This window comes from Pseudonocardia abyssalis (assembly GCF_019263705.2).
Lineage (GTDB): Bacteria > Actinomycetota > Actinomycetes > Mycobacteriales > Pseudonocardiaceae > Pseudonocardia > Pseudonocardia abyssalis.
In genome coordinates this window covers 2,324,516-2,350,041 of record NZ_JADQDK010000001.1, presented here as the reverse complement: position 1 = coordinate 2,350,041, position 25,526 = coordinate 2,324,516, and the positions used below count along the sequence as shown (strand labels likewise).

Genomic DNA, 25,526 nt, shown 5'->3' with positions numbered 1-25,526 from the left:
TGTAGCATACCAGCAAACATCTTCCTGAAAAGTAGTTGACTGCTAAGAAATTTCTCGTTACGTTCTGTGATGCCAACGACATCCACAGCGAGGTGAACGATGAGTGGTCCTCTGGCCGGCATTCGGGTTGTCGACTTGTCCGCGATGCTGTCCGGTCCGTGGGCGGCCGACATCCTCGGCGACCAGGGCGCCGACGTGATCAAGGTCGAGCCACCCGGAGCCGGCGATCACGTCCGGGCGCTGCGCAACCAGTCGCAGGGCATGGCGTCGATGTTCGTCAACATCAACCGTTCCAAGCGCTCGGTGACGCTGAATCTGAAGCACCCCGAGGGAGTGGCGACGCTGCGAACGCTCGTCGCCACCGCCGACGTGCTGGTGCAGAACTTCCGTCCCGGCGTCGTCGAGCGCCTCGGCATCAGCTACGACGATCTCCGCGAGGTGAATCCCGGGCTGGTCTACCTGTCGATCAGCGGCTTCGGTGAGACGGGTCCGTACTCGGAACGCCGGGTCTACGACCCGATCGTCCAGGCGCTGTCGGGCCTGACGACGGTGCAGGCCGGTTCCGACACCGAGCGCCCCAAGCTCATCCGGACCGTGCTTCCCGACAAGCTCACCGCCATCGCCGGCGCGCAGGCGATCTGCGCAGCCCTCGTGGCACGCGGACGCAGCGGAACCGGCCAGCACATCAAGCTCTCGATGCTCGACACGGTCCTGTCCTTCCTGTGGGCCAGCGACATGAACGCCTACACGTTCATGGACCAGCCGGTCGAGCCGGAGCGCGCCGCCAGCTTCATCGACCTGATCTACGAGACCGCGGACGGCTACATCACGGTCTCGACGATGCAGGACCGGGAGTGGCATGCGTTCTGCGCAGCAGCCGACCGACCGGATCTCCTCGACGACGACCGCTTCAACACTCCGGCCAAGCGCGACGAGAACGTCGAGGAGCGCCTCACCGTGATCCAGGAGGTGCTGCTGAAGCGACCTGCGTCCGAGTGGCTGGAGATCCTCCCCGAGCACGACGTTCCGTGCGCTCCCGCCCTGCGCCGCTACGAGCTGATCGACCACCCGCAGGTGCTCGCCTCGGGGTCCATCGTGGAATCCGAACACCCTGTGGCGGGCAGGCTGCGCCAGGCGCGTCCCGCGCCCCGTTTCTCCGACACGCCCGTCGGCCCGTCCCGTGGGGCGCCGCTGCTGGGTCAGCACAACACCCAGGTGCTCGAGGAGCTCGGCGTGACCCGCGAGGAGATCGTTCGACTCGTCGCCGAGGGCGTCGTCGGCGACGAACACCAGGAACCCGATCCCGCACCGGCTGACGAAGCCGACGCGGTACTGACCAGAGGAGCTTGAGCATGGCCACGAAGCTGATCGTCGGAGCCGACCGGGGTATCGCGCACGCGATGTCACGGCACCTGCACGGACGTGGCGACGAGGTCGTCGCGGCGTGCTTCGGCGATGGGGCCGACCTCGCCGAGCTGGGCATCGCGGTGGAGCCGGGAGTCGACGTCACCTCCGACGACGCCGTCGCCGAGCTCGGCAAGCGGCTCGAGCAGCGTGGCGTCCGACTCGACTGGATCGTCCACGTCGCCGGCATCATGCACCTCGACACCCTGGACACCGTCGACCTCGACGATGTCCGGCACCAGTTCGAGGTCAACACCATCGGCCCGCTGCGTGTCGTGCGGGAACTGCGCGGTCTGCTCGACCGGGGCGCCAAGGTCGGCATCTTCACCAGCCGCGTCGGCTCGCTCGGCGACAACGGCAGCGGTGGCGACTACGCCTACCGCATCTCCAAGGCCGCGGCGAACATGGTCGCGCTCAACCTGCACCACGACCTGGTCAAGCAGGGCGCCATGGTGCAGGCGCTGCACCCCGGCATGGTCCTGACCAACCTGCTCGACGTCGTCGATCCCGACCAGATGACCAAGTACGCCTCGGCGTACAGCGCACCGGAGGACGCCGCCGCCCAGCTGGTGGCCGTCCTCGACGCCCTCACTCCGGCCGACGCCGGCCGCTTCCAGCACGCCAACGGCAGCTTCCTGCCCTGGTGATCTCCGTTCCTGTCCACGCACGAGCCAAAGGAGTCTTGTCATGATCACGGTCTACGGGTTCGTCCCGTCCTGGGGGCTGTCCGATATCAGCCCGTTCGTCACCAAGGTCGTCAACTACCTGACGATGGCGGGTATCCCCTTCACCTACGAGATCCAGCCCCTGGACTCGCTCGCCCAGAAGTCGCCCACCGCGAAGCTGCCCTACATCGTCGATGAGGGCGTGCAGGTCAACGACTCGACCCGGATCGTCCAGCACCTGCAGGCCAAGTACGGCGACAAGCTCGACAGCCACCTCAGCGACACCGACAAGGCCGTCGGCCTGGCGTTCCAGCGCACGGTCGAGGAGAACGTCTACTGGTCGGGAATCATCTACCCGCGCTGGCGCAACGACGAGGTCTTCTCGGTCTACCTGCCGTCCTTCGTGCCTCCCGGGCAGGAGCCTGCTCCCGAGTTCATCGAGGCCATGCTCGCGTACCGGCAGAAGATCTGGGCCGCGGCCGGCGGGCACGGCATGGGTCTGCGGACCGGTGACGACGTGCTGCAGAACCTCTCGGAGGACCTCGACGCGCTGTCGACGTTCCTCGGCGACAAGGAGTACTTCCTCGGCTCCGAGCCGACGTCGTTCGACGCCACGATCTACTCCACCTTCCGGCACATCGCCGACGTCCCGTGGGACTGGGCGGGCCGCGACTACGCCCGTTCCAAGACCAACCTCGTCGCCTACTCCCAGCGGATGAACACGCGCTACGGCGTCTGATCACCCGCGGGCGTCGGAGGGCGTCATCATGATCGATCTCTTCTACTTCGTCAGCCCGAACGCCCGCAAGATCCACATGGCCCTCGAGGAGCTCGGTCTTCCCTACGAGATCCGATGGGTCGACATCACCCGCGGGGACCAGTTCGAAGCCGACTACCTGCTGGTGAACCCGAACAGCAAGATCCCGGCGATCGTCGACCACGACGGTCCCGGGGGCGGTCCGATCGCGCTGTTCGAGTCCGCGGCGATCCTGCAGTACTTGGCGGAGAAGACCGGCAGGTTGTTGCCGTCGGATCCCGCTGCCCGCTGGGAGGCGATCTGCTGGACGATCTGGCAGGTCGCCAACCAGGGGCCGGGACTCGGCCAGGCCACCCACTTCACCACGTACGCCCCGCAGGGTGGGCACGTCGTCGAGTACGCGCAGCAGCGCTTCGGGGCCGAGGCGCAACGCGTGTACCGGGTCCTGGAGGACCGACTCACCGGCCGGGAGTTCCTCGCCGGCGAGGGATCGGGCGAGTTCTCGATCGCCGACATCGCGTGCTTCCCGTGGACGCGACTGGGCAAGGGCCACGGCATCAGCCTGGCCGACTTCCCTGCGGTGGCGTCGTGGTCCGAGCGCATCTCGGCGCGGCCCTCGGCGCAGGCGAAGGTCGAGGACCGACGCGACGACGACGTCAGGAACTTCCGCTACACCGCGGAGCAGCGAGAACTGCTGTTCCGGACCACCGCGAACCCGGTCGGAGCCGCCACGCGCGTCGCCCCCGACGGTTCCGCAACCCCAGATCCGGAGAGATGACCATGGCGACCCCGACCGCGATCAAGACCCCGCAGCTCACGATCAACGGACGCTCCTGCGGGTCCGCAGACAGCCTTTCGGTGATCGACCCGTCCACGGGCGAATCCTTCATCGAGGTCCCTGCGGCATCGCTCGCCCAGCTCGACGAGGCCGTGGCCGCCGCGAACGCCGCCTTCCCTGCCTGGCGCGCCACGCCGCTCACGCGTCGTCAGGAGATCGTCCGGGGGATCAAGGACGTCATCCTGGCCAACATCGACGAGCTGGCGCTGCTCGTCACGACGGAGCAGGGCAAGCCGCTCGGCAACGCCCGCGGTGAGGTCGGTGCCAGCCTCCGCCAGATCGACTTCCTGGGCTCTATCACCCTCGACCCGGAGGTCATCAAGGACGACGAGACCGGCCGGGTCGAGGTCAGGCGCGAGCCGCTCGGGGTGGTCGGCGCCATCACCGTGTGGAACTACCCGATCCTCGCGGCGATGTTCAAGCTCATCCCCGCGCTCGTGGCCGGCAACGTGGTCATCGTCAAGCCGTCGCCCTACACGCCGGTCTCCACCATGCGACTCGGCGAGCTGCTCCAGGACGTCCTGCCTCCCGGGGTGTTCCAGGTCGTGGCGGGCACCGACGAACTGGGGTCCGCGTTGACCGCGCACCCGGGCGTACACAAGATCTCCTTCACCGGGTCGGTCGCCACGGGCAAGCGGGTCATGGCCTCCGCGGCGGGAACGCTCAAGCGCGTCACGCTGGAGCTGGGCGGCAATGACGCCGGCATCGTTCTCGACGACGCCGACCCGGCCGTCATCGGTGCCGATCTCTTCTGGGCCGCGTTCTCCAACTCCGGTCAGGTCTGTGCGGCGCTCAAGCGTCTGTACGTACCCGAGTCGAAGTTCGACGCGATCTGCGAGGCCGTGGCCGCCGAAGCCGCAACGGTGCTGGTCGGCCCCGGCCTGCAGGAGGGTGTGAAGGCCGGACCGGTGCAGAACAAGCCGCAGCTCGAGCGTGTCCGTCAGCTGACCGAGGACGCGATCGCCCGCGGCGGCGAGGCGTTCTTCACCGGCGAGGTTCCCGACGGCCCCGGCTACTGGTTCCCGACCACGCTCGTCCGTCATGTCGCAGAAGGCGTTCCGCTGGTCGACGAGGAGCCGTTCGGGCCCGTCGTTCCGATCCTCACCTACCGCGATGTCGACGACGCGGTCGCACGGGCCAACAACACCGACTACGGCCTCGGTGCGTCGGTGTGGTCGCCTGATCTCGACCGCGCCACGGCGGTGGCAGAGCGTCTCGACGCCGGTTCGGTGTGGGTCAACCAGCACCCGGTGGTGACGGCGGCCGTCCCGTTCGGCGGGGCGAAGCAGTCGGGGATCGGCGTCGAAGGCTCTCTGCACGGCCTGCACGGGTACACCAACATCAAGGTGCTCAGCGTCAAGAGGTAGGTCGATGGAGTCAGCGGATCGCGGAGCGCTCACGGGCGCCGTCGACGAGCCAGTCGAACACGGGCTGCGGTCCGGCCAGCTGCTCGGGGTGCCATTGCACGCCGAGCAGCCGGCTCCCCGGCAGCTCGACGGCCTCGACGATGCCGTCCAGGGCTCGACCGGTGACGACCAGGTCGTCACCGAGCCGGTCGATGCTCTGGTGGTGGAGGCTGTTGACGCTGGTCGTCGCGCCGTGGAGGCCTCCGAGCATGCTGCCGGGCTCGATGAGAACCTCGTGCCACGGCCCGACCTGGTGCTCATCGAGGTGGGCGTGCAAGGTGCCTCCGCGGCTGACGTTCACCAGCTGCAGGCCGCGGCAGATCGCCAACACGGGCAGCTCGCGTGCCAGCGCCGCGTCCAGCAGCGCGAGTTCGGTGGCGTCGCGTTCGGGATCGAGTTCGGGGGTCGTCGAGCATCTGGCGGCGCCGTAGCGGATCGGGTCCACGTCCGCGCCCCCGCTGAGGATCAGCCCGTCGACCCGGTCGAGCAGGGCTTCCGGGTCGGTCGTGGACGGCACGTACACCGCGATCCCGCCGGCTGCCCCGACATGTTCGGCGTAGCCGGTGAAGTACACGTCGAGGTGCAGCGAGTCGAGCATCGCCGGACCGGTGTGCACTCCGTGCGCGGGTCGTCGTCGGCCCGTCACCGCGATCAGTGGCGCCCCGCGGCTGCCTGGCTCCTGCATGTCTCGGTCCCCTCGTCTGCCGACCGTCAGCTTAGATCAGGACTGAAAATCTGACAGGTAAGGAAAAGTCACGTAGCTCGCGCCCACCTGTACCGCCTACGCAAGCGGAGGACACCGATGTCCACTTCCCACTCCTCGTCCAGAGCCAACCCGCAACTCCACCTCGTCTTCGTGATCGACGAGATCGACTCGCTCGACGCTGCGCACGACACCAGCGTCGCGCTGATGGAGTCCGCCCAGGCACGCGGCCACCGCATCCTGGTCACCACGATGGGGGCCCTCGGTGTTTCCCACGGCCGGGCGGTGGCCGTCTGCACACCCGTTCAGGTACGGCCCGCCACGCTGCACGGCGGTCGGTGGCGCGCAGAGCAGAACTGGTACAGCGCGGGCGCGCCCGAGCGCTGGGTCCTCGACCTGGTCGACGCCGTCTTCGTCCGCACCGATCCGCCCGTCGATGCCGCCTACCTGCGGGGCACCTACGTCCTGGACCTGGTCGACGAGCGTCGGACGATCATGATTAACGATCCGGCCGGGCTCCGGAACGCGAACGAGAAGCTGTTCAGTCTCCAGTTCCCGGAGCTGTGCCCGGACACCGTCGTGAGCTCCGACATCGCAGAGATCGTCGACGTGACCGGTGTGTGGGGGGCGGCGGTGGTCAAGCCCACCGACGGGATGGCCGGACGCGGGATCATGCTGCTCCGCCCCGACGACCCCAACCTGCGCTCCATCCTCGAGGCGGCGACGTCGCGGGGACGTGATCACGTCGTCGTCCAGCGCTTCATCCCGGAGTCGGTCGACGGTGACCGTCGGGTGATCGTGCTCGACGGCGCGCCGATCGGGGTGGTTCGCCGGGTGGCGAGCGGGGGTGAGTTCCGGTGCAACATGGCGGCCGGTGCCTCGGTCGTCGCCGACTCCGTCACGCCGCGGGACAAGGAGATCTGCACACGGATCGCCGACCGCCTGGCCGCGAACGGGCTGATCTTCGTGGGGATCGACGTGATCGGTGACTACCTCACCGAGATCAACGTGACGAGCCCCACCGGTGTACGCGAGATCGATGCGTTCTCCGGCACCAGGTTGTCCGACGACGTGGTCGCGTGGGTCGAGACCCGGCACGCCGCGCTGCACGGGTAGTGCCACCGATTGATCTCGCACGAATGGAGAGCAGCACGTGGAGCTGACACTCACGGACGATCCCGAGCGCTCGCGCTTCGAGATCCATCGTGGCGACCAACTCGCCGGGGTGGTCGAGTACCGCCTCGACGATGACGAGATCACGCTCCTGCACACCGAGATCGGTAGGGAGTTCGGTGGCCAGGGCGTCGCCGGCACGCTCGTCCGGGGCGTACTCGATGTTGCCCGGTGTCGTGCGCTGACCGTCGTGCCCGAGTGTGACTACGTCCGAAACTGGATCAGCAAGCACCCGGGGTACGCGGACGTCGTCACTGCGGTGCAGCGGCGTCGGTAGTTCGAAAGCCGAGTGTGGGCGCCACCACGCGGGCGAGCCGCCCCCCGGGCCCAGGGGTAGCGCCTGCGCTCATGACGGATCGCGCGCACCAACTCGTCGACCAGCACGGTGCTGTTGGTCCAGTCGGCCGCTGCCGATGGCGATGACATCGTCCGCGTCGCCCCCACACCTTCCGCGCCGCGCCGGCGATTCCGTCCTCCGAGCGCTGCTCGGTGTCGGTGATGTGCGCGGACCAGGTGCCCTCCAGCGCTCCGGGAAGGGCGTCGACATATCCGTGACCGCGGTGCCGGTACGCGTCCCCCCCCGGAGGCTCCGGCGGGAGGCAGGGACCTCGTGCGCGGTGACGATGCGCAGATGGCTGCCGGGCGGGACGCCGTGGCGGGCGAGCTCGGCGGCCGAGACGTGGAGGGTGCCGTCGGGGTGGGGGCTCGCGGTGCTGCTCACGGGCTGAGAACAGGCGAGCGTGCGTCGGCGGGGTGGCTTCTGCGTGGTCGTCCGGTGGTCGGGCGCGTGCTGACACGGCTCTGCGGACAACGTGGGTCGAGCACGACGTTCTCGGACGACGTCGACGGTCCTGGTCCTTGTGCCGCCGCCTGCTCGTACGAAGCGCCCCTGCCGGACCGAGCGCAGTCGACCTGACCGGATCTGCTCGTAGACGACGGTGCGGTTCATCGACAGCTGCGCCATCGCCTCGGGTTACTCGGTACAGCCACCGACTCACCTCGGCGGTGTGACCCTGATCGGCCGACTCTCGAACGGGATCGCCCGTGACCGGCATCTCGGCCTCCGCGCGAGAGGTGTACGTCGCGGCGTGGCTCCGCATCATGACCGCCGCTTCGGAGTCGGGCCGACGACCACCGCCATCCACTGACGGCTCCGAACTGCTGTCAGACTTCTGCCGTGATGGTGGCCACCGCACGGAGCGGCTTCACGGCACCCCTCGGGCACTTCTCGACGCTATCGGGAGAGTACTGCCTGCTCAGAGGGTTCTTCTTCGACACTCTTGCGTCGGATCGAGCCGGATCCGTAGAACTATTGACGACAGGCTGCGCGCCTTCTACGGTGAGCACACTCACAATCATCATCAGTTGTCAGACAGCCAGTGCTCGAACGGCGCGACGGGAGGAGCCACGTGATCGTCACAGGCCACCGCCGCCTCGCTGGTCGTGTCGCCCCGAACGACGGGCGACCGGCCACCAGACGAGATGATGTACGTCCGGCGTGTTCGGGTGGATCGTCGATGTCAGTTCGGCGTTCCCGGATCCGGAGGGAGTTCGGCGTGACCGTCGAGGAGCCGGCTGTCCTGTTCCAGCCGATCGGCACCGGTCGGGGCTTCGACAAGATCGTGGCGTCGCTGCGTGGGCTGATCGTGCGCGGGGACCTGGCGGTCGGGCAGCGCCTGCCGTCCGAGCCGGACCTCGCCGCCCAGCTGGGCGTCTCGCGCCCGATGCTGCGCGAGGCGTTGAAGGCGCTGGAGGTGTCGGGATACCTGGAGGTCCGCCGTGGCTACGGCGGTGGCCGGTTCGTCTCGGCGCCCGAGCCCGAGGAGTTCCATGCGATCACCTCCGCGCCGCTGTCGACGATGGACGTGGAGCCGCAGCACGTCATGGACGTCCGGTTGGCCGTCGAGCCGATGGCGGCCCGGTTGGCCGCCCGCGGCCGCGACTCGGTCGATCTGGGGCGGGCGCTGCGCAAGCTCGGTCTGGCCGGCGCGCGTCCCGCGCGGGCCGTCGACGCGCTCGTGCAGTTCCACCTGGCCCTGGTCGAGGCGTCATGCAACCCGGTCTTCGTCGCGATGTACGAGAGCCTGCGTGGCCCGATCGCACTGAGCCTGGGGGAGAAGGTCCGCGATCCCGCGTGGCTGGAGGCGTCGAAGGATCGGCTGACGCACCTGATGCGGCTGATCGACGACGGGGAGATCGACGCGGCCGAGCGCGCTGCACGCCGGTACCTGACGGAGTACGAGGACGACCGGCAACAGCGCGAGGTGGCCCTGTGAACGCGCTGTTCGACCCCGCGGTCGAGTCGCTTCCGCGCGCGGAGATGCGGGTCGTCCAACTGGAGCGGCTCCGCACCCAGCTCGCGCGCGTGGCGGAGCGGTCGCCGTTCTACGCCGAGCTGTGGGCGGCGACGGGATTCGATCCGCACCACGTCGAGTCGCTCGACTCCTTCGACGCGCCGTTCACCACCAAGGACGCGCTGCGGGAGAGCCAGTTGCTCGCCCCGCCGCTCGGGCAGCACGCAGCGGTCCCGATGAGCGAGGTGGTGCGCGTGCACGCCTCCAGCGGCACGACCGGGCGTCCGAGCTACGTCGGGATCACCCGGCGCGACCTCGACGACTGGACCCAGGTCGTCAGCCGGGTCCTCTACTGCGAGGGCATGCGCCCCGACGACGTCGTCATCCACGCGTTCGGCCTGGGCTTCTTCGTCGGTGGCCTCCCGCTCAAGGACGCCACCGAGCACATCGGGGCCACGTTCGTGCCGATCGGTACCGCGGCGAGCGACCGCGTGGTGCAGTCGATCCGCGACCTCGGCGCCACCGTCCTGATGTGCACCCCGTCGTACGCCACCTACCTGGCGGAGTACTGCCGCGACCGGCTCGGGATGGAACCGTCCGAACTCGGCCTGCGCAAGCTGTTGGTCGGAGCGGAGCCGGGCGGCTCCATCCCCGGCGTGCGGGCGCGCCTGGAAGCCGACTTCGGGGCCACGGTGTCCGACGGCATGGGCAACGCCGACGTCTTCCCGATCTACCTCGCCACCTGCCCCGAGCAGAACGGCTTGCACCTGTGCGCGGAGGACCAGCTCCTCGCCGAGGTGATCGACCCGGAGACGGGGGAGCGCCTCGGCTGGGACCACGGCGTCGAGGGCGAACTGGTGGTGACCCACCTGCGCCGCGAGTGCGTGCCGCTGGTGCGCTTCCGGGTGCGTGACCGGGTCATCGTCAACGCCGAGCCGTGCTCGTGCGGGCGCACCAGCCCGCGGCTGCACTGTTCGGGCCGCACCGATGACCTGCTGTTCGTCGCCGGGGTGAACGTGTGGCCCTCGGCGGTCAAGGACGTGGTGGCGTCGATGCAGCCGCGCACGACGGGGGCGATGCAGATCCTGCTCACCGACAACGGGCCGGTGGTGCGTCCTCCGATGCGCGTCCAGGTGGAGTACGGGCCCGATGAGGAGGACCTCGAGGGGCTGCGCGCCGACGTCGAACGGGCGTTGCGCGACAAGTTGGTCGTCAAGGCGAGCGTCGATCTGGTGCCGCCGAACGCGCTCCCCAGGTGGGAGATGAAGGCCCAGCTGGTCCGCCGGCGGAGATAGGGGCCTGCACGGACACGACACGCGACGGAACACCGTCGACGTGGTGATGACGCCTGCACGGAATCGGTTTCTCTACAGGGAGGTAGCGGTGATCAGGAAGGTGACGCGGACGTGTTGAACATCGACATCGACACCGGCGGGACCATGACCGACGGTCTCGTGAGCGGCGGCGGGCAGGTGTTCTCGGTGAAGGTCGAGACCACCCCGCACGACGTGACCATCGCTTTCATGGAGGTACTGGAGGCGGCGAGGGAACGGGTCGGTGCGGCCACGCTTCGCGATCTCCTCGACGACGTCGCCCTGATCCGCTGGTCGTCGACGATCACCTCGAACGTGCTGGCTCAGAAGACCGGGCCGCGGCTCGGTCTGCTGGTCAGCGCCGGCCACGAGGACGACCTGTACACCACGCCCGAGGAGGCGGCCACGGTCGTCGACGTGCTCGTGCCGCGGGCGAACATCACCGGGATCAGCGCCGACGCCGACGACGACGAGGTGCGCAAGGCCGTCAAGGGGCTCTTCGACAACGGGATCCGGCGGATCAACATCTCGCTGCAGGGAGCGTTCGAGGACAACTCGGCCGAGCGCAAGATCGTCGCGATGATCGACACCCAGTACCCGGACCACTACCTGGGTTCGATCCCGGCGCTGCCGGCGAGCGAGATCCTGCTGCGTCCCGACGACTCGACCCGCACGTTCGTCTCGCTGATCAACTCCTACGTGCACCCCTCCCTGGCCACCACGCTCTACCGCGCGGAGGAGACGCTCAAGCAACAGCACTCCTGGCGCGGCAACGTCCTGGTCGGCCACATCAACGGCGGCGTCGCGCGGATCGGCAAGACCACCGCGTTCGACACCATCGAGTCGGGCCCGCTGTTCGGCACGCACGCGTGCGCCCACCAGGCGTCCGTGGCCGGGGATGCGAAGGTGCTCGCGATCGACGTCGGCGGCACGACCGCCAAGGTCTCGGCCGTCGACGGCGGGCGCGTGGTCGACCGCCAGGAGGGCGACCTCTTCGGCATCCCGGTGCGCACCAACCTCCCGCTGCTGCGCTCGATCGCGCTCGGTGGTGGATCGGTGGCCCGCGTCGCCGACGGGAAGGTGACGCTCGGGCCCGACTCGATGGGGGCCGCTCCCGGTCCGGCCTGCTACGGCCTCGGTGGTCGCCACGCGACCACCACGGACGCGTTCGTGCTTCTCGGCTATCTCGCGCCGGACGCGTTCCTCGACGGCCGCCGCGTCCTGGACGTCGCAGCGGCCGCGGAGGCCATCGAGCGCACCGTCGGCACCCCGCTCGGGCTCTCGGCGGAGGAGGCCGCTCAGAAGATCGTCGACACGGCCTACGACATGGTCGCGCAGCTCGCCCGCGAGACCGCGGCCGAGATGGGCTGGGACCCCGCCGACACCGCGGTCTACGCGTTCGGTGGCAACGGCCCGCTGTTCGGGACCGGGGTGGCTTCGCTGCTCGGAGCCTCGACCGTACGGCTGTTCGGATTCGGCCACGTCCTGAGCGCGTTCGGCTCGGCCATCTCCGACGTCGTCCACGTCTACGAATCGGCCGTCAACTCCGCGGACGCCGCCCGGGCAGCAGCGGCCAAGCTCGCTGACGAGGCTGGTCGAGACCTCGCAGGCGAGGGCTTCGACGCCGACGCCGCCGTCCTGAGCTGGGAGGTCCGCTACGCCGACGGGACGCGGACCACCTCGGACGGTTCGGTCGACGGGGCGGTGAACGGCGGTACGCCCAACCTGGTCCGGCTCACCGCACGCTTCGTCCTGCCGAGCATCGAGTCGGCTGTTGCACCGGCCACCTCGGGTGATTCCGGGGAGCGCGGCGGGATCGCGACCCGCAGCCACTCGTCGGCCGCGGGGTCGACCGTCGCCGGGCCGGCGCTGGTCGACGGCGGCAGCTTCACCTGGCTGGTCGGTCCGGGATGGTCCCTGGACGTCGATGGGAACGGCGACGGAGTCGCCTCGAAGGGAGCGAACCGATGACGAAGATCCACGTTGCCGAGTACCTCGATCTCGACGTCGACGCCGAGCGGTGGTCCTGCCACACCTGCGGCCACGACGTCTTCGACGCCCGCGACAACTACAAGAAGGGCCTGCTCATCCACGAGCGGGACCCGGGTGAGATCCACCCGCCGCAGATCGAGGGCGAGTTCACGTTCTCCCCGAACCCGGAGTGGGTCCGGATCATCGAGTTCTACTGCCCGGGCTGCGGCCAGCAGGTCGAGACCGAGTACCTGCCGCCCGGTCACCCGATCACGCACGACACCGAGATCGACATCGACAGCCTCAAGCGGCGCCTGTCCACCGGCGAGCTGCGCATCGATGAACACGGGAAGCTCGAGGTGGGAGCAGCATGAAGGCGATCGACATCGACGTGGGCGGCACGTTCACCGACCTCGTCCTGACCTGGGACGACCGGCGGATCACCGCCAAGGCGCCCACCACCCCCTACGACCTCTCGGTCGGCTTCCTCGACGTGCTCAACGACGGCGCGGAGCAGATGGAGATGTCCATCGACGAGCTGCTCCCGCAGATCGAACTCGTCCGGTACTCCACGACCGTCGCGATGAACCGGCTCATCGAGCGCAAGGGACCGCGCCTGGGCCTGCTCACCACCGAGGGCCACGAGGACGCGATCCTGATCGGCCGCGGTGCGCAGTGGACCGACGGCACGCGGGTCTCGGAGCGGCGCAACCTGGCCGTGCAGAACAAGCCCGAGCCGCTCATCCACCGTGACATGATCGCCGGCCTGCGTGAGCGGGTGGACTCCGCGGGTGCGGTCCTGCGCCCGCTCGACGAGGAGGACGTCCGGCGCAAGCTGCGCAAGCTCGTCGACGGGGGCGCGCGGGCCATCGCGGTCTCGCTCCTGTGGAGCTTCCTCAACCCCGCCCACGAGCGGCGGGTGCGAGAGATCATCCGCGAGGAGTACAAGGGCTACCACATCGGCTACCTGCCGGTCGTGCTGAGCCACGAGGTCGTCGCCAAGGTCGGCGAGTACGAGCGCACGATGACCGCGATCCTCGACGCCTACCTGCAGAGCTCGATCAAGGCGGAGATGGAGGCGACCTGGGACCAGCTCCGCGAGCACGGCTACCGCGGCAGCTTCCTGCTCACCCACAACACCGGTGGCTCGGCGGAGATCTTCAAGACCACGGCGTCGCGCACCTACAACGGTGGCCCGATCGCCGGCCTGATGGGCTCGTTCCACATCGGCAAGTCGCTGGGCTACAAGAACGTGATCGCCTCCGACGTCGGTGGTACCAGCTTCGACCTCGGCATGGTCGTCGACGCCTCGGTGCGCTCGTACGAGTTCCGGCCGATCATCGACCGTTGGATGGTCGGGATCTCCATGCTGCAGGCCACGACGATGGGCGCCGGCGGCGGCTCGATCGCCTGGATCAACGAGCTGCTCGGCGGGCGGCTGGAGGTGGGGCCGCGCTCGGCGGGTTCGTACCCCGGCCCGGTCTGCTACGACCTGGGCGGAACGGAGCCGACCACCACCGACGCCGACGTCGTGCTCGGCTACATCTCCCCGGACGGCTACTTCAACGGCCGCATGCCGCTCAACCGGGACAAGGCGGCGGCCGCGATCGAGACGAAGATCGCCAAGCCGCTGGGCGTCTCGGTCGACGAGGCCGCCGCGCTGATCCGCCGCATCATCGAGGAGAACATGCGCTCGGCGATCAAGCGCGAGGTGCACCTGCGCGGCTACCACCCCGAGGACTTCGTGCTCTTCGCCTTCGGCGGCGGCGGCCCGACGCACGTGGCCGGCTACGGCGAGGACGTCCCCACCTCGGTGATCTTCCCGCAGGCACCGGTGTTCTCGGCGCTGGGCAGCTCGGTCATGGACATCATGCACGTCTACGAGCAGAGCAAGCGGCTGCTGTTCCTCAACGGCATGACCCAGCAGCTCACCGACGACTACGACGCCTACAACCGACCGATCAACGACATGATCGCCCAGGCGAGGTCGGACCTGGTCTCGGAGGGACTGAACCCCGACGATGCGGTCTTCAGCGTCGAGCTCGACATGCTCTACGGCGGGCAGGTGCAGGTGAAGCGGGTGTCCTCGCCGCTGGTGCAGATCCACGACGAGGCCGACGCCTCGGCGGTGTACGAGGCGTTCGAGAAGGAGTACTCGGAGGCCTTCAGCCCGCACGTGGTGAACAAGCCCGGAGGCGCCTACATCGAGGGCATCGTGGTCAAGGCCACGATCGCCACCGAGAAGCTGCAGCTCGAGGTGCACGAGCTCGGCGGGAAGGACCCGTCGGCGGCGCAGGACGGCAGCCGGAACGCCTACTGGCCCGCGCTGGGCACGCGCGTCGACAGCCCCGTCTACAGCTTCGCGAAGCTGACCCCGGGCAACCAGGTCGATGGTCCGGCGCTGGTCGAGGCCGAGTTCACCACCATCGTCGTACCGCCCGGCAAGTCCCTGTCGATCGACCAGCACGGACTCGGCCTGCTGCAGAACACCGACGTCGCCGGGACCGCTGCCGCGCAGCCGGCCCTCGCGGAAGGAGCGATGGCATGAGTTACCCGACGCTGGAGGAGAAGCTCCAGGCGCTCAAGGTCAGCACACCCACCGAGCACGAGCTGGCCTGCATCGACAAGGTCGGCACCGGCGACTACGAGATCGGTGTGCAGCGCACCGCGGACATCCTCGACGAGGGCTACGAGGTGTTCATGCGGTCCTCGCGCAGCCAGATGGGAGTGGCCGGCGACTCGATCGTCGCGCTGTTCACCGCCCAGGGCGATCTGGTGAACGCCTCCGCCGGCACCTACCTGCACGCGGTGATCCCGCCGATCGTCATCAAGTACATCCTCAAGACCTACCAGGAGAACCCGGGCATCCTCGACGGCGACATCTGGTACACCAACGACGCGCTCTACGGCGGCATCCACAACCCCGACCAGGTCGCGATCATGCCGGTCTTCTTCGAGGGCGAGCTCGTGGCGTGGACGGCGGCGCTGAGCCACACCACGGAGACGGGCGCCACCGAGCCGGGCGGCATGCCGGTCTCGGCGAAGTCGCGCTTCGACGAGGGCATGAACCTGCCCCCGATGAAGATCGGCGAGAACCATCAGATCCGCGCCGACATCATCGAGATGTTCGCCGCCTTCGGCCTGCGCTCGGAGACGTCGGTGACGGTGGACCTGCGGGCCCGCTGCACCACGGCGGACCGCGTACGGGTGCGGCTGCTGGAGATGTTCGCCCGCGAAGGCAAGGACTTCGTCACCGGCCTGTTCCGCAAGATGCTCATCGAGGCCGAGGCGGGGTCGCGCAAGCGCCTCTCGTCGTGGGCCGACGGCGTCTACCGCTGCGCCACGTTCTCCGACGCGGCCGGCATGGAGAACGCGCTGCTGCGCAACTGCTTCATGACGATGACGGTCAAGGACGACACGCTCTCGGTCGACTTCACCGGCACCAGCCCGGAGAACGGGTCCAGCTACAACGCCCACCCGCAGGCGGTCATCGGGCACCTCGCGAACTACATCTACGAGTACGTCTTCCACGACCTGCCCATCTCCAGCGCCACGTTCCAGCCGATCGACTTCGTGTTCCCGGAGAACTCGATGCTCTCCCCGGCACCGAACGCGGCCACCAGTTGCGCGGTCATGGCGGCGACCGGCGCGATGAGCGCCATCGCCAACTGCATCGGCCGGGCCCGGTTCGGCACCACCGAGTGGCGCCAGGTCTCGGCGTCACTGGGCAACGGCGGCAACGCCTCCGTGCTGGCCGGCGTCTCGCAGTGGGGCATGCCGTTCGCCGACATGCTCGCCTACACGATCAACACCGAGGGCTCCGGAGGCCGCGCCACCCAGGACGGCATCAACGCCTACGGGTTCCCGTGGTGCGCGTTCGGCCGGGCGCCGGACGTGGAGAACATGGAGAACGAGCTGCCGATGCTGGTGCCGTTCTCCCAGCACTGGGAGGACTCCGGCGGCGCGGGCAAGTACCGCGGCGGAGTGGGCACCGCCCAGCTGTGGGTGGCCCACCACGTGCCCTTCGTGTTCTTCATGTCGATCGCCGACAACTCGATCATCCAGACGCCGCAGCCGCTGTTCGGCGGCTATTCGCAGTGCACGTGCCCGGGCCTGTCGATGGAGGGTGTCGACATCCCCGAGCTGCTGCGAGCCGGTGAGGAGGGCACGCTCGACCTGGCCGCGCTGCTCGCCGGCAAGTTCGGCGGGCGGATCGTCTCGGAGTCCTACGCCCGCACCGCACGTCCGGTCGGGGGCGACCAGGTCATCACCCTGGGCATCTCCACCGGCGGAACGGGCTACGGCGACCCGATCGACCGCGAGCCCGAGGCCGTCGAGAAGGACGTCACGGACGGGATGATCTCCGACTGGGCCGCGGCGAACGTGTACGCGGTGCGGTTCAACGAGCAGACCGGCCGCGTCGACCCGGCCGCGACGCAGGCCCGCCGCACCGAGGTGCGCGAGCAGCGCAAGGCCCAGGGCAAGACGTGGGACGAGTTCCACGAGGGCTGGTCGCAGCGCAAGCCCCCGGAGGAGATCCTCTCCATGTACGGCTCGTGGCCCGACGGTGCCGTGGTCAACCCGTTGATGCGGATGTGACGTGCCGATCGCTGCGCGCCAACGCGCCCAGGCGATCGCGGCGCGGCGGGGCGGCCGGCACACGCTGGCCGTCCCGCTCGCCCCGCGGCTCGCCGCGAAGATCGCGGAACGCCCGTACCCGGCGTTCCTCACCGACCCCACCCAGCTCACCAACGGCCTGGGCGACCTCCTGGAGGCGGTCCGGCCCGACGGGGTCGCGGTGACCGTGGCCGACGAGGTCGGCGATCCGGCCCACCGGGAGGCGGCGCTGGAGGCCACCCGCCGGTTGCGGGCGACCGTCGGTGACGGTGCCGTGCTCCTGGCGGTACTCCCCGCATCGCCCGAGCTGCTCGACCACGTCAAGGCGTTCCTGGAGGCGGGGATCGACGGGATCGTCCTCACCGGTGAGGTCGACGCGGGCGAAGCCCGCACGATCGGCAACGTCACCCGCTTCCACCGGGCGATGGCGCACGTCCTCGGGGCAGGGGCGTCCGGCCTGCCCGGTGCGGAGCTGGTGGCGTTGGATGCGCCGGCGCCGAAGGAGGGCCTGGTCCTCACCGACTGCGGACCCGACACACGCATCCCCGACGTGCAGGACTGGCTGGCCGCCGTCCGCGGCGCCTGACGGCCACCGAGAGAAGGAGCACCGCTGTGCAGTACCCGGATGTCGCCGTCCCGCTGGGGTCGTGCTGGTCCTCGCCGTTCGCGAAGTGGCAGGGCTCGCTGGCCGAGGTGTCGTCGCTGGACCTCGCCGTCGCCGTCACCTCACGGGCCCTGGCCGATCGCGGGATCGATCCCGCGCAGCTCGAGGGGATCGTGCTCGGATGGACGGTGCCCCAGCCCGAGGTGTTCTACGGCGCGCCCACCGTCGCGGCACGCATCGGGGCCACCGGCGTGTCGGGCCCGATGGTGAGCCAGGCCTGCGCCACGAGCGTCGCCGCGCTGCACGCGGCGGCCGGTGCGGTGACAGCCGGTGCGGGCACCCAGCTCGTCGTCGCCACCGACCGCACCTCCAACGGCCCGACGCTCTCCTGGCCCGCACCGTCGGGCATGGGCGGGGCCCCGGTCAACGAGCACTGGGTCCTGCACAGCTTCGAGCGCGACCCGTGGGCCGGCGGGTCGATGATCGCCGCAGGGGAGACCGTCGCGCGAGAGATGGGCACCACCCGCGGTGAGATCGACGAGCTGACCGCGCTGCGCTGGGAGCAGTACACCGCCGCACTCGCCGAGGACCGCGCGTTCCAGAAGAGGTACATGGTCCCGGTGGTGATCGCGAAGAGGCGAGGTGAGTTGCGGCTGGACGCCGACGAGGGCGTCCGTCCCAAGGAGCTGGAGTCGATCGGCAAGCTCAACGCAGCCACCCCCGACGGTGTGCACACCTTCGCCTCCCAGACCCACCCGGCCGACGGCAGCGCAGGCGCGATCGTCACCACCACCGACCGCGCACGGGAGTTGTCCGGTGGTGAGGGCGTCGTCCGGATCCTCGGCTCCGGCTTCGCCCGCGTCGGGAAGAGCCGGATGCCACAGGCGCCGGTCCCGGCCGCACTGACGGCACTGCGCGCCGCGGGCCGGGAGATCGGCGACGTCGATGCGGTCACCACGCACAACCCGTTCGCCGTCAACGACCTGTACTTCGCCGCCGAGACCGGGTTCGGAGTCGAGAAGATGAACGCCTACGGCTGCAGCCTGGTCTTCGGCCATCCACAGGGGCCCACCGGCCTGCGGTCGATCGCCGAGCTCATCGAGACCCTGCGCCTGCGGGGCGGCGGGATCGGCCTGTTCACCGGCTGCGCGGCAGGCGACACGGGCGCGGCCCTCGTCGTCGAGGTCGGCGACTGATGGGCAGGGACTGAACATGGACACCTTCGCCCGCCCCCAGATCAAGGCCGAGCAACGGCCCGACGGCTCGGTCCTGCTGAGCTCGACCGTCCCGGTCGGCCCGCATGCCGAGCACCTCGGCCAGGAACTGCGCCGCTGGGCCGGGCGGACGCCGGACGCGGTGCTCGCGAGCGCCCCGGACGGCACCGGCGGCCGTCGAAGCGTCACCTTCGGTGAGGCGCGCCGCGCGGCCGACGCCCTTGCGCAGGCCCTGCTCGACCTGGGCGCCGCACCCGACCGGCCGGTCCTGCTCCTGTCCGGCAACTCGATCGAGCACCTGCTGCTGATGCTGGGCTGCTACACCGCGGGGGTGCCTGCGGTGCCGACGAGCGTGGCCTACTCCCTGATGTCGGCCGACCACCACCAGATCCGCGCGATGGTCGAGCTCGTCACGCCCGGGGTGGTGTTCGCCGAGGACGCCGGACCGTTCGGCCCGGCCCTCGACGCGGTGCTCGCCGCGACCGGGGCGACCCCGGCCGTCGTCATGGCGACGGGCTCCCGCGACGGGGCGCACCGCGTCGAGGACCTCCTCGCCACCGTTCCCGGGCCCGACGTAGCGCGCGCCTTCGACGCCATCGCGCCCGACTCGGTCGCCAAGATCCTCTTCACCTCGGGCTCGACAGGCACGCCCAAGGGCGTACTGACCACCCAGCGGATGCTGACCAGCAACCAGCAGATGATGCGGGAGGTCTGGCCGTTCCTCGTCGACGAGCCCCCGGTGCTGGTGGACTGGCTGCCCTGGAGCCACACCTTCGGCGGCAGCCACAACCTGAACATGGCCCTGACCAACGGCGGCACCCTGCACATCGACGCAGGCCGGCCCACCCCCGCCGCGTTCGGCCACACCGTGGACGCGCTGCGGGGGATCGCGCCGACCGTCTACGTCAACGTCCCGGCCGGCTACGCGATGCTCGTGCCGCACCTGGAGAAGGACGCCGAGCTCGCCCGGCACTTCTTCTCCCGCCTGCGTCTGCTGTTCTACGCCGCCGCGGCGTTGCCGCAGGCACTGTGGGACCGGTTGGAGCGGCTCGTCGAGCAGCACGCCGACCACCCCGTGCCGTTCACGTCCTCCTGGGGGACCACCGAGACCGCCCCGGCCGCGACGTCCGCGCACTGGGCCGGTGCACGGTGCGGGTGCATCGGCGTGCCGCTGCCGGGGGTGACGCTCAAGCTGGTGCCCGAGGGCGGCAAGCGCGAGATCCGGATCACGGGCCCGGGGATCACGCCGGGGTACCTGGACCGGCCCGACGCCACCGCCGCGGCGTTCGACGACGAGGGCTTCTACCGCACCGGCGACGCGGTCGTGTTCGTCGACGACACCGACCCGAACCAGGGCCTGATGTTCGACGGCCGCATCGCCGAGGACTTCAAGCTGATGACCGGCACCTGGGTCAGCGTCGCGACGGTCCGGGGAGCGTTGGTCTCGGCCGCCCGGGTGCTGTCCGATGCGGTGATCGCCGGCCACGACCGCGACGAGGTCACCGCGATCGCCTGGCTGCACCCGTCCGAGTCGCGGGCCCTCTGTGGCCTGGACGCGGACACCGAGGTTCCCCTCGACCACCCGGTCCTGCGCGCCCATCTCGGCGACACCCTCGCCGAACTGGGAACCACGAGCGGATCCGCAGGCCGGGTCGCCCGGTTGATCCTCGCCGCAGATCCGCCCGACCTGGACGCGGGGGAGATCACGGACAAGGGCTACATCAACCAGCGGGTCGTCCTGGACCGACGCTCCGATCTGGTCGAACGCCTCTACGCCCCGGTGGTCGACGCCGCCGTCATCACATCCGCCTGATCAACGCACCCAGGAGGCGCCGTGCCAGCCGGGCGGCCGCCGTGGCCACGGCCGCCGGCCCGGTGTGGCCAGGGTGCCGCTCCACGTCGTCAGCCGCGTCGCCGCGGCGACCTGGTCCAGCGGCTGGTGCGCGGTGCGGTCAGCCTCGATGGCGGCCCGGGGGCCGCCGACCCACCACCACTCCGCTCAGACGTCGAAGTCGACGACGACCCGGTCGGAGACCGGGATCGTCTGGCAGGTCAGGACGAAACCGGCGTCGACCTCGTCGTCCTCCAGCGCGAAGTTGCGGCGCATGGTGACATCACCGTCGGTGACCTTGGCCCGGCAGGTGCCGCACACCCCACCCTTGCAGGCGAAGGGGAGATCACCGCGCACCTTCTGCGCGGCGTCGAGGACCGAGACGTTCCGCGGCAGCGTGAGCTGGGTCGACCGCCCGTTGAGGATGATCGTGACCTCGCTCCCCTCCCCGTCGACGGCGGTGTCGTCCTCGCGGACGAGCTCGGGAGGCGGCTCGTCGACGTAGAACAGCTCGCGGTGCACCCGCTTGCGGTCGACGCCGAGCTCGGTGAGCACGCTGACGGCGTCATCGGTCATGCCGAGCGGGCCGCAGAGCCACCAGTGGTCGGTGTCCTCGACGTCGACGAGCGCACCGAGCAGGGTGCGCATCCGGTCGGCGTCGAGCCGTCCGTTGAAGATGTCGGCCTCGGTGGGCTCGCGGGAGAGCACGTTGAGCAGGTGCAGGCGGGGACCGTAGGCGTTCTTGAGGTCGGCGATCTCCTCGGTGAACATCACGGTGTCGGTGCGGCGGTTGCCGTAGAGCAGGGTGACGTGGGTGTCGTCGTGCGCGCCCAGCAGCGACGCCGCGATGGACAGCACGGGCGTGATTCCCGAGCCGGCGGCGATGAGCCCGTGGTGGGTGCCGGCCTCCAGTTCGGGGGTGAACGACCCCGCGGGCGGGCCGACCTCGATCTCGTCGCCCGCCGCCAGCCCGTCCACCAGCCACTCGGAGAACAGCCCGCCCGCCACGCGGCGGACGCCGACGCGGGGGGAGGCGCCGGACGGGGCGCAGATCGAGTACGAGCGGCGCTCCTCGCCGTCGGGCGTCTCCTTGCGCAGCGTCAGGTACTGGCCGGGGCGGAAGGCGTAGGTCTCGCGCAACGACTCGGGGACGTCGAAGGTGACCGCGACGGCGTCGTCGCAGAGGCGCTCGACGGCGGTGACCCGCAGCGGGTGGAACCCGCCGGTCAGCGGCTCGGCGACCTCGGTGGTGGTGGCGGCCGTCATCAGATCTCCTTCATGTGCTCGAAGGGCTCCCGGCAGGACGGGCAGCGGCGCAGCGCCGTGCACGCCGTGGGCCCGAACCGGGACAGCTCGTCGGTGGCGGGGGCGCCGCAGTGCGGGCACCGCACCGCCGCCGTCGGCGGGGTGAGCGTCAGCGGGACGGGGCCCGTGGTCCGCGGTGCGGCCCGGCCGGGGGGCGCGATGCCGGCCTCGGCGAGCTTGCGGCGGCCGTCGTCGCTGATCCAGTCCGTGCTCCAGGCCGGGGAGAACACGGTGCGGACCTCGACCCGGCCGAACCCGGCGTCGGACAGCGACGACCGGAGGTCGGCGCGCATCTCCTCGATCGCGGGGCACCCCGAGTACGTCGGCGTGATCGTGACGAGCACCGCGTCGCCGTCGACGTCGACACCGCGCACGACCCCGAGGTCGTCCAGGGTGAGCATCGGCATCTCCGGGTCGACGACCCCGGCGACCACCTCGCGGGCGGTCCGGCCGGTCACCACGTCGCGCCCGGGTGCTGGCGGGCGAGGCTCTGCATCTCCGCGAGCGCGTGCCCGAGGTGCTCGGTGTGCACGCCCTGGCGGCCGCTGCGACCGCCGATGGTGCCGATGAACGGCCGGTCCGGGCGGGTCAGCGTGGCCTTCGCGATGACCTGGTCGAGCACGGCGTCGACCTCCTCGCGGACCTGCCCGGGATCCACCGCCACCCCGCCCTCGACGAGCCTGCGCTCCTCGTCGGAGGTGCGGAAGAGTTCGCCGAGGTAGGGCCAGAGTGAGTCGAGGGCCGCCTGCATCCGCGCGTGCGACTCGGCGGTGCCGTCGCCGAGGCGCAGCGTCCAGCGGGCCGCGTAGTCGCGGTGGTAGGTCAGCTCCTTGACGCCCTTGCCCGCCACCGCGGCGATCACCGGGTCGGTCGAGACGAGCAGCCGGTTCAGCACCGCGAGCCGCCAGGTCGAGAAGATCAGCAGGCGAGCGACGGCGCGGGCGAAGTCGAGGTCGTCGGAGAGCTCGGCGAGGGCGACGTTGCGGAACTCGGCGTCGGCGCGCAGGTAGGCGAGCGAGTCCTCGGTGACCCCGTCGCCGCCGGACAGGTGCGCGGCGCGGGCGAGCAGCACGCGGGCCTGGCCGAGGAGGTCGAGCGCGGTGTTGGCCAGGGCCACGTCCTCCTCCAGCTCGGGGGCGTTGCTGACCCACTCCGAGAGCCGGTGGCTGTAGACCAGCGCGTCGTCACCGAGCATCAGGCAGTAGGCGGCGAGATCGGCCGGGTCGACACCGTCGGGCGCGGGTGAGGTGATCTCCGCACCCTCCTCCTCGACGATGCCGGTGCCGAACGCCCAGCGCGGGTCGTCGTGGCCGGTGGTCTCGGAGAGGGACTGGTACGCGTTGGTCGCGTCCTCCTCCATCGCGTGCGGGCTCACAGGTGCGGCACCTCCTCCGGGATCGCGTAGAAGGTGGGGTGGCGGTAGACCTTGTCGCCCGCGGGGGCGAAGAACGGGTCCTTCTCGGCCGGGCTGGACGCCGTGATGTGGTCCGCCTTCACGACCCAGATCGACACGCCCTCGTTGCGCCGGGTGTAGACGTCGCGCGCGTTGTGCAGCGCCATCTCGTCGTCGGCGGCGTGCAGGGAGCCGACGTGCACGTGGTTGAGGCCGCGCTTGCCGCGGACGAAGACCTCGTAGAGCGGCCAGGTGCGCCGCGACGGCTTCTGGCCCAGCCCGCTCTCGACACCCTCCGTCGGGACGGCCCCGTGGCCGCCCTCGGCGGTGAAGTCCCCGCTCATGCCCCGGCCCCCGCCCGCTTGTCCGCGTACGCCTGGGCGGCCTCGCGCACCCAGGCCCCGTTCTCGTGCGCGCGCCGCCGGTGCGCGATCCGCTGCGCGTTGGCCGGGCCGGACCCGGCGATGACCGCCTTGAACTCGTCCCAGTCCGGCGTGCCGTAGTCGTGCGCCTGGCGCTCCTCGTTCCAGACGAGCTCGGGGTCCGGCAGCGTGACACCCAGCATCTCCGCCTGGGGCACCGACATGTCGACGAAGCGCTGGCGCAGCTCGTCGTTGGTGTGCCGCTTGATGCCCCACTCCATCGACTGCGCCGAGTTGGGCGAGTCGTCGTCGGGCGGGCCGAACATCATCAGCGACGGCCACCAGAACCGGTTGACCGACTCCTGCACCATCTCGCGCTGCCGGTCGGTGCCGTTGACCATCGCGAGCAGCAGTTCGTAGCCCTGCCGCTGGTGGAACGACTCCTCCTTGCAGATCCGGACCATCGCCCGCGCGTAGGGGCCGTAGGAGCAGCGGCACAGCGGCACCTGGTTGCAGATCGCGGCACCGTCGACGAGCCAGCCGATGACGCCGATGTCGGCGTAGCTCAGCGTGGGGTAGTTGAAGATCGACGAGTACTTCTGCTTGCCGTCGATGAGCTTCTCGGTGAGCTCCTCGCGGTCGACGCCGAGCGTCTCGGCCGCCGCGTAGAGGTACATGCCGTGCCCGGCCTCGTCCTGCACCTTGGCCAGCAGGATCGACTTCCGCCGCAGCGACGGGGCCCGCAGGATCCAGTTGCCCTCGGGCTGCATCCCGATGATCTCGGAGTGCGCGTGCTGCGCGATCTGCCGGATCAGCGTCTTGCGGTACGCCTCGGGCATCCAGTCCCGCGGCTCGATTCGCTGGTCGGCCTCGATGGTCCGGTCGAAGCCGGCTTCGAGATCGAGCTCAGGACCGGTGCGGTCCTCGGTCACCGTCATGAGAATCCTCCGTAACCGAATGTTCGTTCGTCTGATGATGGCGCACCGGTCCGCCGTGCGCAACCAGGGCGGGTCAGGAAGGCGGGATGATGCCCTCGGAGACGATCCGGACGATCTCGTCCGGGAGGGCGTCCGCACCGGGCCGCCCCGGCCGGTACCACTCGATGATCGAGTTGACCGTCCCGGAGAGCAGCCGGGCGGCCAGCGAGGGCTCGACGCCCGCCCGCACCTCGCCGTCGGCCACCGCGTCGGCCACCAGCGAGGCGATCGAGGCGTCGAACGCGCGGCGCCGGGCCAGTGCCCAGCGCTCGGTCTCGGTGTTACCGCGCACGCGCAGCAGCAGCGTGACGTAGGGGAGCTCGGAGGTCAGCACCTCGACCTGGCGGCGGATGATGTGCCGCAGGCGCTGCAGTGCCGGGCCGTCGTGGGCCGCGGGCTCCTCGAGGATCGCGAACAGGCCGTCCAGCGCCCGTTCCAGGGCGGCCCGGAGCAGCTCCTCCTTGCCGCTGACGTGGTGGTAGAACGACGACTTCGTGATCCCCGCCGCGCGGGAGAGGTCCTCCATGCTCGTGGCGTCGTAGCCGCGGGTGTTGAACTCCGCCACGGCCACGGTGAGCAGTGACGTCGCGTCGTAGACCGGCCGGCGGGCGCCCGCCTCGCCGCGGGCCCGCCGGGTCCGGACGCCGGGTACCGGCGCCTCGGACGGTGCCGCGCTCACGCGGTCCTCCCGCGAGTCCG

General features: G+C 70.2%; 23 protein-coding genes. 16 read left to right on the top strand and 7 right to left on the bottom strand.

The annotated features are described in order from the left end of the window. The first annotated feature begins 99 nt into the window (after positions 1-99). From I4I81_RS11230 to I4I81_RS11210, 5 genes are read left to right on the top strand one after another with little or no spacing between them, the layout of a single operon-like run. Positions 100-1,350, top strand: coding sequence for a CaiB/BaiF CoA transferase family protein (locus I4I81_RS11230; protein WP_225924542.1), 1,251 nt, complete (start codon positions 100-102; stop codon positions 1,348-1,350). 2 nt (positions 1,351-1,352) lie between these two features. Continuing rightward, the gene (gene isoH / locus I4I81_RS11225; protein WP_218600740.1) at positions 1,353-2,051 is read left to right on the top strand and encodes a 1-hydroxy-2-glutathionyl-2-methyl-3-butene dehydrogenase; all 699 of its coding nucleotides are present in this window, start codon (positions 1,353-1,355) and stop codon (positions 2,049-2,051) included. A gap of 40 nt (positions 2,052-2,091) precedes the next feature. Then, entirely contained in the window at positions 2,092-2,808 is a 717-nt protein-coding gene (isoI, locus tag I4I81_RS11220; RefSeq protein WP_218600739.1) for an iIsoprene-epoxide--glutathione S-transferase, read from the top strand. 28 nt (positions 2,809-2,836) lie between these two features. Continuing rightward, complete coding sequence (locus tag I4I81_RS11215) at positions 2,837-3,604, top strand: glutathione S-transferase family protein (RefSeq protein WP_218600738.1); 768 nt, start codon at positions 2,837-2,839, stop codon at positions 3,602-3,604. A 2-nt stretch (positions 3,605-3,606) separates the two neighbouring features. Continuing rightward, complete coding sequence (locus tag I4I81_RS11210) at positions 3,607-5,031, top strand: aldehyde dehydrogenase family protein (protein ID WP_218600737.1); 1,425 nt, start codon at positions 3,607-3,609, stop codon at positions 5,029-5,031. Positions 5,032-5,041: 10 nt separating this feature from the next. Here I4I81_RS11210 and I4I81_RS11205 read toward each other — a convergent pair whose 3' ends face one another. Beyond that, on the bottom strand, positions 5,042-5,755 hold the full coding sequence (locus I4I81_RS11205) for a gamma-glutamyl-gamma-aminobutyrate hydrolase family protein (protein WP_218600736.1): 714 nt from the start codon (positions 5,753-5,755) through the stop codon (positions 5,042-5,044). A gap of 117 nt (positions 5,756-5,872) precedes the next feature. On the opposite strand from I4I81_RS11205, the gene gshB reads away from it, so the two are divergent. The 11 genes from gshB (at position 5,873) to I4I81_RS11150 (ending at position 20,772) form a co-directional block, all read left to right on the top strand. Beyond that, positions 5,873-6,889, top strand: a complete 1,017-nt coding sequence (gene gshB, locus I4I81_RS11200) for a glutathione synthase (RefSeq protein WP_218600735.1) — start codon at positions 5,873-5,875, stop codon at positions 6,887-6,889. Positions 6,890-6,926: 37 nt separating this feature from the next. Beyond that, positions 6,927-7,223 carry a GNAT family N-acetyltransferase gene (locus I4I81_RS11195; protein ID WP_226363882.1) on the top strand — a complete coding sequence of 99 codons (297 nt, stop codon included), beginning with the start codon at positions 6,927-6,929 and terminating at the stop codon, positions 7,221-7,223. 1,279 nt (positions 7,224-8,502) lie between these two features. Beyond that, a complete protein-coding gene (locus I4I81_RS11190) occupies positions 8,503-9,222 on the top strand; it encodes a FadR/GntR family transcriptional regulator (RefSeq protein ID WP_218600734.1) in 720 nt (239 codons plus the stop codon). Beyond that, positions 9,219-10,535, top strand: coding sequence for a phenylacetate--CoA ligase family protein (locus I4I81_RS11185; protein WP_218600786.1), 1,317 nt, complete (start codon positions 9,219-9,221; stop codon positions 10,533-10,535). The genes I4I81_RS11190 and I4I81_RS11185 overlap by 4 nt, the downstream gene beginning before the upstream one ends. A gap of 111 nt (positions 10,536-10,646) precedes the next feature. Then, entirely contained in the window at positions 10,647-12,524 is a 1,878-nt protein-coding gene (locus tag I4I81_RS11180) for a hydantoinase/oxoprolinase family protein (RefSeq protein WP_218600733.1), read from the top strand. After that, entirely contained in the window at positions 12,521-12,898 is a 378-nt protein-coding gene (locus I4I81_RS11175) for an acetone carboxylase subunit gamma (protein WP_218600732.1), read from the top strand. The genes I4I81_RS11180 and I4I81_RS11175 overlap by 4 nt, the downstream gene beginning before the upstream one ends. Further along, entirely contained in the window at positions 12,895-15,072 is a 2,178-nt protein-coding gene (locus I4I81_RS11170; RefSeq protein ID WP_218600731.1) for a hydantoinase/oxoprolinase family protein, read from the top strand. The genes I4I81_RS11175 and I4I81_RS11170 overlap by 4 nt, the downstream gene beginning before the upstream one ends. Continuing rightward, positions 15,069-17,123 carry a hydantoinase B/oxoprolinase family protein gene (locus tag I4I81_RS11165; RefSeq protein ID WP_218600730.1) on the top strand — a complete coding sequence of 685 codons (2,055 nt, stop codon included), beginning with the start codon at positions 15,069-15,071 and terminating at the stop codon, positions 17,121-17,123. The genes I4I81_RS11170 and I4I81_RS11165 overlap by 4 nt, the downstream gene beginning before the upstream one ends. 1 nt (position 17,124) lies before the next feature. After that, a complete protein-coding gene (locus tag I4I81_RS11160) occupies positions 17,125-17,727 on the top strand; it encodes a hypothetical protein (protein ID WP_218600729.1) in 603 nt (200 codons plus the stop codon). A gap of 26 nt (positions 17,728-17,753) precedes the next feature. Beyond that, the gene (locus tag I4I81_RS11155) at positions 17,754-18,941 is read left to right on the top strand and encodes a thiolase family protein (RefSeq protein ID WP_218600728.1); all 1,188 of its coding nucleotides are present in this window, start codon (positions 17,754-17,756) and stop codon (positions 18,939-18,941) included. Between the two features lie 16 nt (positions 18,942-18,957). Continuing rightward, complete coding sequence (locus I4I81_RS11150) at positions 18,958-20,772, top strand: feruloyl-CoA synthase (protein WP_218600727.1); 1,815 nt, start codon at positions 18,958-18,960, stop codon at positions 20,770-20,772. Between the two features lie 186 nt (positions 20,773-20,958). On the opposite strand, the gene paaE is transcribed toward I4I81_RS11150, so the two are convergent. From paaE to I4I81_RS11120, 6 genes are all read right to left on the bottom strand, one after another. Beyond that, positions 20,959-22,056 carry a 1,2-phenylacetyl-CoA epoxidase subunit PaaE gene (paaE, locus tag I4I81_RS11145; protein WP_218600726.1) on the bottom strand — a complete coding sequence of 366 codons (1,098 nt, stop codon included), beginning with the start codon at positions 22,054-22,056 and terminating at the stop codon, positions 20,959-20,961. Next, positions 22,056-22,556, bottom strand: coding sequence for a 1,2-phenylacetyl-CoA epoxidase subunit PaaD (gene paaD, locus I4I81_RS11140; protein ID WP_218600725.1), 501 nt, complete (start codon positions 22,554-22,556; stop codon positions 22,056-22,058). The genes paaE and paaD overlap by 1 nt, the downstream gene beginning before the upstream one ends. Next, the gene (paaC, locus tag I4I81_RS11135; protein ID WP_218600782.1) at positions 22,550-23,455 is read right to left on the bottom strand and encodes a 1,2-phenylacetyl-CoA epoxidase subunit PaaC; all 906 of its coding nucleotides are present in this window, start codon (positions 23,453-23,455) and stop codon (positions 22,550-22,552) included. The genes paaD and paaC overlap by 7 nt, the downstream gene beginning before the upstream one ends. Before the next feature lie 11 nt (positions 23,456-23,466). Further along, on the bottom strand, positions 23,467-23,832 hold the full coding sequence (gene paaB, locus I4I81_RS11130) for a 1,2-phenylacetyl-CoA epoxidase subunit PaaB (RefSeq protein ID WP_218616024.1): 366 nt from the start codon (positions 23,830-23,832) through the stop codon (positions 23,467-23,469). Next, positions 23,829-24,788: a 1,2-phenylacetyl-CoA epoxidase subunit PaaA gene (paaA, locus tag I4I81_RS11125; RefSeq protein ID WP_218616023.1), complete on the bottom strand. Its 960-nt coding sequence runs from the start codon at positions 24,786-24,788 to the stop codon at positions 23,829-23,831. The genes paaB and paaA overlap by 4 nt, the downstream gene beginning before the upstream one ends. A gap of 73 nt (positions 24,789-24,861) precedes the next feature. Next, positions 24,862-25,506, bottom strand: coding sequence for a TetR/AcrR family transcriptional regulator (locus tag I4I81_RS11120; RefSeq protein WP_372453644.1), 645 nt, complete (start codon positions 25,504-25,506; stop codon positions 24,862-24,864). Positions 25,507-25,526 lie beyond the last annotated feature (20 nt).